This is a genomic window from Microbacterium sp. H6, assembly GCF_003314775.1.
Taxonomy (GTDB): Bacteria; Actinomycetota; Actinomycetes; order Actinomycetales; family Microbacteriaceae; genus Microbacterium; species Microbacterium oxydans.
Genome location: NZ_QOAY01000222.1, coordinates 2,966 through 12,871, shown reverse-complemented (window position 1 = coordinate 12,871; position 9,906 = coordinate 2,966). Strand labels below are relative to the sequence as shown.

The window sequence follows — 9,906 nt, the reverse complement described above, 5'->3', positions numbered from 1 at the left end:
CGCCCGGTGATGCTCATGGAGGATTCCCGCCACAACCGCTGGGTGAGCAGTCGGGCGCTGGAGCTCGCGGGCATCACGGCGGAGCACGTCCCCGAGTCGGGGGTGACCCTGCTCGACCCTGACGACGGCACACCCTCCGGCGTCCTGCTCGAAGCCGCGGGGATCCCGGTGCAGGAGGCGTACGACCGCACGGGCGGGCTCACACCGCAGCAGCACGCCGCGGCCTCCCGACGAGGTGTCGAGATCCTCAACTCCTACGGCGTGACGGCGTTCCAGGATGCAGGGGTCTCGGTGGACATCCTCCGCGCGCTCTCCGACCTCGACCGCGCGGACGACCTGCGCGCCTGGGTCGTGTCATCGCTGCTGATCAACGACGAGATCTTCGGGTTCGACCCGATCGGCGCTCCCCTGCTCGACCGGGGCGAGGAGTTCCGCACCCCGCACCATCGGCCCGATTTCGTCAAGATCTTCCTCGACGGCGTTCCGCCGGCCCGGACCGCCGCCTTCCTCGACCCGTACCCCGCCGACCCGGTGCACGGCGCACACTTCCACGGCGAGACGACCATGACCCTCGACGAGCTCACGAGGTGGCTGCGCGCCGTGGCCGAGCGTGGCCTCGGCGCCAAGGTGCACTGCACGGGGGACGGCTCCGCCCGACTGGTCCTCGACGCCGCGGAGCAGCTGCGCGCAGCAGGCTTCACCACGCCCGTGCAGATCGCGCACGGGCAGTTCCTCGCCGAGTCCGACGTCCCTCGGCTGGCGGAGCTGAACGTCTCGGCCGACATCTCCCCGTTCATCTGGTACCCCGGGGTGATCCCGCAGGCGCTGGCCGACGTGCTCGGTGACCGGGCGGAGCACTCGCAGCCCAACCGCTCTCTCCTCGATGCCGGGGCGCTCGTGGCCGGCGGATCCGACTGGCCGGTGAGCGATTCCCCGAACACGCTGGAGGGGCTGCAGGGCCTGGTGACCAGAGCCGATCCGCTCGGCCGCGCACCGGGACGTCTCTGGCCCGAACAGGCGATCACGGCGCAGGAGGCGCTGGAGGTCTTCACGATCAACGCGGCGACCGCGATGGGCCTCGGAAACGAGACCGGATCCCTCTCCCCCGGCAAATCGGCCGACTTCGTGGTGCTGGCACGCGATGCGATCGCCGGGCCCGCCGACGAGATCGTGCACACCTCGATCGAGTCGACGTGGTTCGCCGGTCGCCGTGTGCACGGGGACTGACCCGCGGATGCGGCGGTCGCGCCGATACGATGAGGCGATGCGACGCTTCCCCTCCTCCGTGTACGGCGTCGGAGAAGAGCCCGACCCGCGGTTCTCGCTCGCCAACGAGCGCACGTTCCTGGCGTGGACCAGGACTGCTCTCGCGCTGATCGCCGGGGGCGTCGCGCTCGAGGTGCTCGGCCTGGATCTGCATCCGGGGTTCCGCCTCGCGGCCTCGCTGCTGCTGATGGTGACCGGTACCGTGGTCGCGCCTCTCGCGTGATGGGAGTGGATGCGGGCGGAACGCGCGATGCGGCAGTCACGGCCGCTGCCCGGCGCGCTGTCCGCCGTGCTGCTGGCGGCGGTGGTCGTGACGGTCGGGCTGCTGGTGCTCGCCGGCGTGCTGTGGCGTTGATCGGTCAGCGCGGATGATGCGACGTGCCATCGAACCGCAACGACGGTACGACCCCGGACTGCAACCGGAGCGCACCGAACTCGCCTGGCGACGCACCGCCCTCGCGATCGCGATCGGCTCGCTGCTGTCGCTGCGGGTCTTCCCGCTCGTCCTGCCGCCCGTGTTCGGGGCCTGGGGCATCGCACCAGGCGTGATCGGCGTCGGCACCGCATGCGTGCTCTGGATCGCCGCACGACGACGACAGCGCCGCACGACCGCCGTGCTCACAGAGACGGCGGCGGGGCCCCTTCCCGGTGGTTCGCTCCTGCTCGCGCTCACCGTGTTCGGGACCGGCTTCGGCGTGATCGCGGTGGTCCTCGTCGTCGTCGCACAGCTCGCGATGTGACTGGTCGGCACCGACGCCCCCTCAGACGTCGGTGCCGACCGGACCCAGTGCCAGCCGGGCCCGGTGCCGACCTCAGTCGGCGACCGTCAGCACGGCGCGTCCCACCGCGCGCAGCACAGTGGCATCGTGCACGGAACGGGCACCCGGCACGTAGCGCACGCGCTGCAGCGAACCGCCGCGGAACGGATACGACCGGTGCTCTTCGTGCAGCTCCCAGTCGACGGGGCCACCGAAGTCGTAGCCGACGCTGATGCCCGTGAAGGGCGACATCCCGATCAGCATGGACACGTCGTCGATCCGGGCGTCGTCTCGCCCGTCGACCTCGACGCTCGCGCTCCAGCGCAGACCGGGCTGTTCGTCCATGCGCACCACGAGGCGATGCGGACCGGCGCCGAGCAGGGAACCTCGCGCGCGGTGCATGCGTCCGTACGCGTTGTACACGAGCAGCGGGGCGCCGCGGTCGAGCGCGAGCAGGTAGCCGCCGCCCTGGTCGCCGTGCGCCACGATCACCCCTGCGGCGTCGTGGCCGGCCTCGAGATCCACCTCGATCCGGAACGAGCGCAGCACCGTCAGCTTCGCCGCACGGAATCTCTCCAGCGGCGGGCGGAACGGGATCAGGTCGACCGGTGCCGACAACGGCTCCTCGGTGTCGGGTCGCACCCGGAACAGCGCACCCTCGTCGTCCAGCGGGAACACTGTGTTCCGCCATGCCTCGGCATGCCAACGATCTGCGAGTGCGGCGACGACCTCCGGGTGGGCGTGCGCGACGTCGACGGTCTCCGTGGGATCGAGCTCCAGGTCGTACAGTTCCCAGCTCCCGCCTGCCGGTCCTTCGTCCGGTGTGGGGGTCACGGTCGAGAGCGCCTTCCAGCGGCCGTCCACGATCGCTCGCCGCCCCACGCACTCGAAGTACTGCACCTCACGCCCGTCCGCGCGAGGGTTCGCGAGCACATCCACGATGCTGCCGCCGTCCATGTCGAGCGCGGGCACGCCGTTGCGTTCGGCCAGGGCAGGCACCCCGCAGAGTTCCAGCAGCGTGGGCGCGAGGTCGGACACGAACACGAACTGGTCGCGCAGCCCGCCGCGCATCGGTGCATCGGGCCAGGACACGAGCAGAGGCGCGTGCACTCCCCCCTCGTAGGTGGTGGCCTTGAACGAGCGGAACGGGGTGTTGGACACCCGCGCCCACCCTGTGGGGTACTGCCCGAACAGGCGCGGCCCGCCGATGTCGTCCACGTCGCGCGGCACGTCGGTGACCCAGTCCTCGGGCATGCCGCCGTGGCTGCCGAACTGCGCGAAGTAGCTCCGCGTGCCGGTCGGACCGCCCTCCGCCGTCCCCCCGTTGTCGCTGGCGATCACCACGATGGTGTTCTCGCGCTCCCCGCTGCGTTCGAGTCGATCGAGCAGGCGACCGACGCTCTGGTCGATCTCGTCCACGGCCGCCGCGTACACCTCCATGTGCCTCGCGAACAGCCGCCGGTCCTCTTCGGCGAGGTCGTCCCAGGCGGGGATCTGCGCACCGTCGGCTATCGCGTCCGTCGGCAGGTCGGCATGCGCCGGCACGATGCCCCGTTCGCGCTGCCGAGCGAATCGCTCCTCGCGCATCCGGTTCCACCCGGCCTCGTACCGACCGCGGTACTTCGCGATGTCGATGTCCTTCGCCTGGATGGGGCCGTGCACCGAGGTGTGCGCGTAATAGAGGAAGAACGGCTTGTCGGGGTCGTTCACGCGCAGATCGTCGATCATGCCGATCGCCCTGTCCGTGAGCTCGTCCGTCAGGAAGAAGCCGTCGGGGTACTCATGCAGATCGACCACTGCGTTGTCCTGCACGAGCCGGTGCGGGTGATGCAGCGAGGTGAAGCCGTCCATGCTGCCGAAGTACCTGTCGAAGCCGCGCTGCAACGGCCACGTGCGACGGTCGGCTCCGTCGTGCAGGCTCGACTCCAGGGTCAGGTGCCACTTGCCGACCATGAACGTCGCGTATCCCCCTGCCCGCAGCGACTCGGCGAGGGTCGGGGCGTCGGCGGGCAGCTCGCAGCTGAACCCCGGGTAACCGGGATCGACGTGCGCCACGAAGCCGAAGCCCGCACGGTGGGGGTTCAGGCCCGTGAGCAGGGCGGCGCGGGCCGGGGAGCACATCGGAGCGGTGCGGTAGTTCGTGAAGACCCAGCCGTCGGCGGCCAGCGCGTCGATGCGCGGGGTGTCGATCTCACTGCCGAAGGGCCCGAGGTCGCTGAAGCCCAGATCGTCGATCAGCATCACGATCACGTTCGGAGCCCCCGCTCTCGCACGGCGAGGCTCCGGCCACCAGGGCTCGGAGGACGAGGTGAACTCCTCGGCGCGGCCCTGGAACCGTTCGTATCCACGGGCTTCGTACGACACGGACATTCAGCCCGCCTTCCGGATGAGCTCGAAGATGCGGGTGCGCAGCTCGGCGAACACCGGGAGGGCTCGTGTCGTGAGCTGATCACGAGGACCGCTGAAGTCGATCTCGATGATCTCGGTGACCTTCGCGGGGCGTTCGCCGAGCACCACCACACGGTCGGAGAGGTAGACCGCCTCATCGATGTCATGGGTGACGACGACGATCGTCATCCCGAACTGCTCGCGGATGCGCAGGCACAGGTCCTCCAGCTCGAAGCGCGTCTGCGCGTCGACCGAGGCGAAGGGCTCGTCCATCACGAGCACCTCCGGCCGGTAGGCGATCGCCCGCGCGATCGCGACGCGCTGCTGCATGCCGCCGGACAGCTGCCAGGGGAACTTGGACTCCGCACCGGACAGTCCGACGGCGGAGAGGGCGGCGGCGATGCGCTCCTCGCGCTCCGCGGCGGGCAGGCGCAGATGCTTCAACGGCAGGCGCACGTTCTTCTCGACCGTGAGCCAGGGCATCAGCGACCGGGTGTACTCCTGGAACACGAGCGCCATCTCCTCGGGAGGGCCGTCGATGGGGGTCCCGTCGATGGCCGCGCTCCCGGCGGTGATGCTCTGCAGCCCGGTGAGGCACTTCAACAGGGTGGTCTTGCCGATGCCGGAGGGACCGACGATGCAGCACACCTCCCCGGCGTGCACGTCGAAGGTGAGGTCGGCGATCACGGGCACAGGACCCGCCTTCGTCTCGTACGACTTCGCGAGGCCCTGCACGCTCAGGCGCACCGGCGCGGTGACGGTGGTGGTGGTCATGCGTTCTTCTCCTGTTGCTGGGAGGCGATGTACCAGCGCAGCACGCGGCGCCGGAAGAGGGTGAACACGGCGGTCGCGGTGTATCCGATGACGCCGAGGACGAGGATCCCGGCCCACATGTCCGGGATGGCGAAGGACTGCTGCGCGAGCAGGGTCGCCGCTCCGAGCCCCGTCGAGGAGCCGAGCATCTCGCTCGCGATCATGACGACGAACGCCGTGATCAGACTGACCTGCATCCCGGAGAGGATGCGCGGACTCGCAGCGGGGAGCATCACGGAGAACAGCCGCTCGCCGGCGCTCAGCCGGTACACGCGGCTCACCATCTCGAGTGTGGGCTCGCCGGCGCGGACGCCGTCGATCGTCGAGATCAGGATGGGGAACACCGCGGCCAGGGTGATGGAGAGGATGCGTGTCTCGGTGCCGAAACCGATGAGCGAGACGAAGATCGGCACCAGCGCGACCGGCGGGATCGCACGGAAGAAGTGGATGGTCGGCTCGGCGAACCAGCTCAGCGGACGGACGAGGCCCAGCAGCAGCCCCACGAGCACACCGATCACGGTCGCCCGCAGGAAGGACACCACCAGGTTGCCCACGGACGAGGCGATGTCGAGCAGGAAGGCGGGCGTCTGCGCGAGCTGCCAGAGCCGTTGCAGGATCGTCTGCAGCGGCGGGAAGAACGCGTTGGTCGACCCGGCCGAGGCGAACCACCACAGCGCCAGCAGCGCGACGGGCACCGCGATCTCGGCACCGAGCAGAACGCCGCGCGGGAGTCCGTCCTGGCCGCGTCGTCGAGCGAGCCTGGTTCGGGTCTGGATCGACGAGGTGAGGGTCATCACACGACCTGCTTCCGGTATTGCGGATGCCAGTGCAGGAGCGTGCGCTCGCCCCACTGGCTGAGTCCCTGAATCAACAGGCCGAGCACACCGAGGATCAGCACGTACGCGAAGAGCTGCGCCTGGTTGCCGGTGATCTGCGACAGCAGCAGGCTCTGGCCGAGACCCGGCCCTCCCCCGAGGAGTCCTGCCACCACCGCGACCACGAGCGATGTCGGTGCGGCGACCCGCACGGCCGTGCCGATGTAGGGCAGCGCGCTCGGGAGCACGATCCGGCCGAGGATCTCGGCTCTTCCCATGCCGTACGAGCGTCCGGTGGCCCTGGCGACCGGATCGGTGTCGAAGACGCCGGCCGAGGCCTGCACCGCGATCGCGATGAAGCAGCCGAAGAACACCAGGAAGATGCCCATGCTCGCCGTCGGCCCCATGACCAGCACGACGACGGGCAGGATCACGATCGGCGGGATGGGTTTCAGGAACTCCAGCGGCACCCGCGTCGCGTGCATCGCGAGCGGGGACGTGCCGATCGCGACGCCGAGGGCGACACCGACGACGATCGCCAAGACGAGTCCGATGAGGGCCATCGTGAGCGTGTCGCCGAGGGCCGTCCACGTCGCAGGGGTTCCGAGCAGACGGATCGCCTCGCCGATCGCGGCCGTGGCTGCCGGCAGCGGTGACCCGGCGAGCGGCCCGGCGGTCGCCGACCATTCCCAGAGCGCGAGCGCCGAGACGACGCCGGCGGCTCCGATGAGCGGCGGGAGGAGAGAAGAGCGGTTCATGAGCATCATCCGGCGGCGAGGACGACGCCTTCGAGGTCGACCGGAGCCGCGAGGAAGCCGAGGGCGACGAGCTTGTCGTTCACGCGTTCGAGATCCACGGGCGCCACCTCGGCCGGCCAGAACGGCAGCTTGACGTCGTCGACCGTCAGCGTCGAGCCTGTGGCGTCGATCCCGGCCTGGATCGCGTCCTCCGGGTGCTCGTTCGCGTAGGCGTTGCTCTTGGCGACGGCGCGCTGGAAGGCGGCGATGGCATCGGCCTTCGCCGCGATCGTGCTCTCCCCCGCGGTCCACAGCCCCACGGCGCCCTCCTCGAAGAAGCCGACGGACGGCGAGTCGAGCTGCACCGCACCCGCCGCATCCGCCTCCGCGGTGAAGGGACTGACGAGCCCCGCCGCATCGACCGTGCCGCTCTGCAGCGCGGCGACCGCCGAGGTGAAGTCCAGGACGACCCATTCCACCGAGCCGGGGTCGACGCCGGCACGGTCGAGGGCATCGGAGATGACGACTTCGAGCTGCGCCTTGCGCGCGGGGATGGCGATGGTCGCCCCCTTCAGGTCCGCGACCGAGGAGATGCCGCTGGCGGCGGAGGCGAACAGACCGGTGTCGTCGACGGTCGCGGGGTCTTCGGCGTCAGCCGCTCCGGCGACGAATCCGTCCGCCGGTGCGACGACCTTCAGCGGGACGCCGCTGCTGAGTGCGTTCAGCAGCGGGATGCTGGGGGCGTACGCGATGTCGACCTGTCCGCCCTGCGCAGCGGCGAGTCCGGCCGGCGGGTTGGCGACCACCGAGGTCTCCAGCTTCAGCCCCTCCTCCTCGAAGAAGCCCTGCTCCTGTCCCCGTATCAGCGCCCCGTCGGAGACGAGGCCGATGGTCGCGACCTTGAGCGTCGTCAGCTCGCCGTCGCCGCCGGAGGAGGACGCGGGGGCGGAGGTGCAGGCTGCGAGCGCGAGCGTCCCGGCCACCACGAGGGCGCCGGAGGCGCGACGTGCGAGTCTTGTGACGTTCATGAGAACTCCTCTTCGAGTTAGTCACCGGTTGGTGATTTTAAAGATCGTAGTCGCGCTTAGTACTTTGTTGATTACGATCGGGTTACATTAGTCACCGTTTGGTGACTAAAAACAGCAAATGAAGAATCGTGGATGTGAGAGTGCAGGACCGGAGAGGGGGGCGCGATGCCCAAGATCGTCGACCATGAGGAACGCAGGACCCACATCGCCGATGCGGCGACACAGGTGATCATCCGCGTCGGTTTCGACAACCTCACGATGCGCGAGATCGCCACGGAGGCCGGCTACGCGCATGGAGCGATCGCCCGGTACTTCCCCGACAAGAGGAGCGTCCTCACGGCGGCGTTCCTCCGTCTGTACTCGCTCGCCAACGACCGCATCCACGCCCGCATCGAGGGCGTCCGAGGACTCGAGGCTCTGGAGCGGATGTGCAGGGAGATCCTCCCCTACAGCCCGAACGGCCCGCTGTACGCCAAGGTGGTCATCGCGTTCTGGGATCACGCGTCGCAGGACGACGAGGTCACCAGGATCCACCGCGTGAACAACCTGCACTGGCGGGACCTGTTCCGCCAGTGTCTGATCGAGGCCAGGGACGACGGCGAGCTCGCCGACGGCATCGACATCGAGACCGCGGTGAACGAGATCGCGTCGCGCAATGCGGGGTGGCAGATGATCTCGGTGCTGATGCCGGACTCGGCGGGCGACGGGCGGCTGAACGACGGCCTCGACGCGCTGCTGTCGACGCTCCGTCGCCCCTCCGTCCCGCCCGCCCGCTGATCGTATCCGTCGTCCTGCCTTCAGCCTGCGAGGATGAACCGCGCGCCGCGTTCGCCGATCATGGCCGCAGGCGCGTTGGTGTTGCCGGTGGGCACGGTCGGCATGACGGAGGCGTCGACCACACGCAGCCCGTCGATCCCGCGTACCCGGAGCTGCGGATCGACCACGGACTCCTGGTCGCTGCCCATGCGGCAGGTGCCGACCTGGTGGTGGTAGGTGATGGCCGTGCGGCGCACCCAGTCCTCCACATCGTCGTCCGTCACGTCCGGCCCGGGGTACACCTCCACCGCTCCCCACTCCTCGGCGAGCGCAGGCTGTGCGCCGATGCGGCGGCACTGGCGCACGGAGGCGGCGAGGGCGTCGGCATCGCGCTGATCCTCCAGTGCCGCCAGGTCGATGTGCGGCAGGTCGTCGAGGCCGGGACCGGTGAGGCGCAGCTCGCCGCGGCTGTACGGCGTCACCAGGCCCGCCATGAGCGTGAACCCGTCGTCGCCCCGTGGTTCCAGGTCGCCCCACATCGGCACGGAGAAGTGGATGGGCTGCGTGTCCGGCTGCGTGAGGCCGTCGCGGCTGCGCCAGAACAGGTGGCTCTGCGTGACGGACACCCCCGACTGCGGCGGGCCGATGGGCTTCTTCTCGGTCGCGAAGATCACCGGGGAGAGGAGGTGGTCGTGCAGGTTCTTGCCCACAGCGGAGGCGTCGTGCACGACGGGGATGCCGAGCGCACTCAGCTCGTCGGCGGGACCGATGCCCGAGCGCAGCAGGATGACGGGCGTGCCGAGCGCTCCCGCCGACAGGACGATCTCGTCCGCGAACACTTCCTCGGTCTCATCGCCCTCCCCCAGCCGGATGCCGACCGCGCGCCCGTCGCGCACGATCACGGAGTGGACGGCGCGGCCGGTGAGGATCGTCATCCGGTCGGCGACGGGCTGCGCATAGGCCGTCCAGGTGTTGACCCGACGGCCGTCCTTGATCGTGACCTGCTCCTGTGAGACCCCGTCGAGCGTGCCCCCGTTGTAGTTCGGGTTGCGCGGCAGCCCCTCCTCGACGGCGGCGTCGATGATCGAAGCCTGGATGGGCGAGAGCGCATAATCGTCGGTCACGGGCAGCAGGTCGTTCTCGATCGCGTCGTAGATCGGCTCGACCTCGGCCCAGCCCCATCCCGTCGCGCCGGCGGCCTCCCACGCGTCGTAGTCGGAGGCCGCGCCGCGCACCCAGATCATGGCGTTCAGCGCGTGCGAGCCGCCGGTGACCTTGCCGCGAGGGAGATGCAGACGTCGACCGGCCGCGTGCGGCTGCGGCACGGTGAAGAAGTCCCAGTCCT

Annotated in this window: 9 protein-coding genes and 1 pseudogene; 4 read left to right on the top strand and 6 right to left on the bottom strand. The window is 69.8% G+C overall.

The window, feature by feature from the left end; genetic code table 11:
• The 3 genes and pseudogenes from DSP71_RS14505 to DSP71_RS14495 form a co-directional block, all read left to right on the top strand.
• Positions 1–1,227 (top strand): amidohydrolase (locus DSP71_RS14505; RefSeq protein ID WP_258546463.1); only part of this gene is annotated, 1,227 nt, incomplete at its 5' end.
• Between the two features lie 37 nt (positions 1,228–1,264).
• Positions 1,265–1,621, top strand: a pseudogene (locus DSP71_RS14500) (YidH family protein).
• Between the two features lie 16 nt (positions 1,622–1,637).
• On the top strand, positions 1,638–2,006 hold the full coding sequence (locus tag DSP71_RS14495; protein ID WP_046749069.1) for a DUF202 domain-containing protein: 369 nt from the start codon (positions 1,638–1,640) through the stop codon (positions 2,004–2,006).
• A 72-nt stretch (positions 2,007–2,078) separates the two neighbouring features.
• Here DSP71_RS14495 and DSP71_RS14490 read toward each other — a convergent pair whose 3' ends face one another.
• The 5 genes from DSP71_RS14490 to DSP71_RS14470 are packed head-to-tail and all read right to left on the bottom strand — an operon-like array spanning position 2,079 to position 7,805.
• On the bottom strand, positions 2,079–4,394 hold the full coding sequence (locus DSP71_RS14490) for an arylsulfatase (protein WP_058632466.1): 2,316 nt from the start codon (positions 4,392–4,394) through the stop codon (positions 2,079–2,081).
• Positions 4,395–5,186, bottom strand: a complete 792-nt coding sequence (locus DSP71_RS14485; RefSeq protein WP_082108700.1) for an ABC transporter ATP-binding protein — start codon at positions 5,184–5,186, stop codon at positions 4,395–4,397.
• Positions 5,183–6,019, bottom strand: a complete 837-nt coding sequence (locus DSP71_RS14480) for an ABC transporter permease (RefSeq protein WP_113681440.1) — start codon at positions 6,017–6,019, stop codon at positions 5,183–5,185. The genes DSP71_RS14485 and DSP71_RS14480 overlap by 4 nt, the downstream gene beginning before the upstream one ends.
• Positions 6,019–6,798, bottom strand: coding sequence for an ABC transporter permease (locus DSP71_RS14475; protein WP_113681442.1), 780 nt, complete (start codon positions 6,796–6,798; stop codon positions 6,019–6,021). Before DSP71_RS14475 ends, DSP71_RS14480 begins: the two co-directional genes overlap by 1 nt.
• Before the next feature lie 5 nt (positions 6,799–6,803).
• Positions 6,804–7,805, bottom strand: coding sequence for an ABC transporter substrate-binding protein (locus tag DSP71_RS14470; protein ID WP_113681439.1), 1,002 nt, complete (start codon positions 7,803–7,805; stop codon positions 6,804–6,806).
• A 165-nt stretch (positions 7,806–7,970) separates the two neighbouring features.
• On the opposite strand from DSP71_RS14470, the gene DSP71_RS14465 reads away from it, so the two are divergent.
• Positions 7,971–8,582, top strand: coding sequence for a TetR/AcrR family transcriptional regulator (locus DSP71_RS14465; RefSeq protein ID WP_046748880.1), 612 nt, complete (start codon positions 7,971–7,973; stop codon positions 8,580–8,582).
• A 20-nt stretch (positions 8,583–8,602) separates the two neighbouring features.
• On the opposite strand, the gene DSP71_RS14460 is transcribed toward DSP71_RS14465, so the two are convergent.
• Positions 8,603–9,906 (bottom strand): GMC family oxidoreductase (locus DSP71_RS14460; protein ID WP_258546462.1); only part of this gene is annotated, 1,304 nt, incomplete at its 5' end.

Coding starts and splice junctions, on each gene's coding strand:
- DSP71_RS14465 (WP_046748880.1), top strand. CDS start 7,971: ATGCCCAAGATCGTCGACCATGAGGAACGCAGGACCCACATCGCCGAT.
- DSP71_RS14470 (WP_113681439.1), bottom strand. CDS start 7,805: ATGAACGTCACAAGACTCGCACGTCGCGCCTCCGGCGCCCTCGTGGTG.
- DSP71_RS14495 (WP_046749069.1), top strand. CDS start 1,638: ATGCGACGTGCCATCGAACCGCAACGACGGTACGACCCCGGACTGCAA.
- DSP71_RS14485 (WP_082108700.1), bottom strand. CDS start 5,186: ATGACCACCACCACCGTCACCGCGCCGGTGCGCCTGAGCGTGCAGGGC.
- DSP71_RS14475 (WP_113681442.1), bottom strand. CDS start 6,798: ATGAACCGCTCTTCTCTCCTCCCGCCGCTCATCGGAGCCGCCGGCGTC.
- DSP71_RS14480 (WP_113681440.1), bottom strand. CDS start 6,019: ATGACCCTCACCTCGTCGATCCAGACCCGAACCAGGCTCGCTCGACGA.
- DSP71_RS14490 (WP_058632466.1), bottom strand. CDS start 4,394: ATGTCCGTGTCGTACGAAGCCCGTGGATACGAACGGTTCCAGGGCCGC.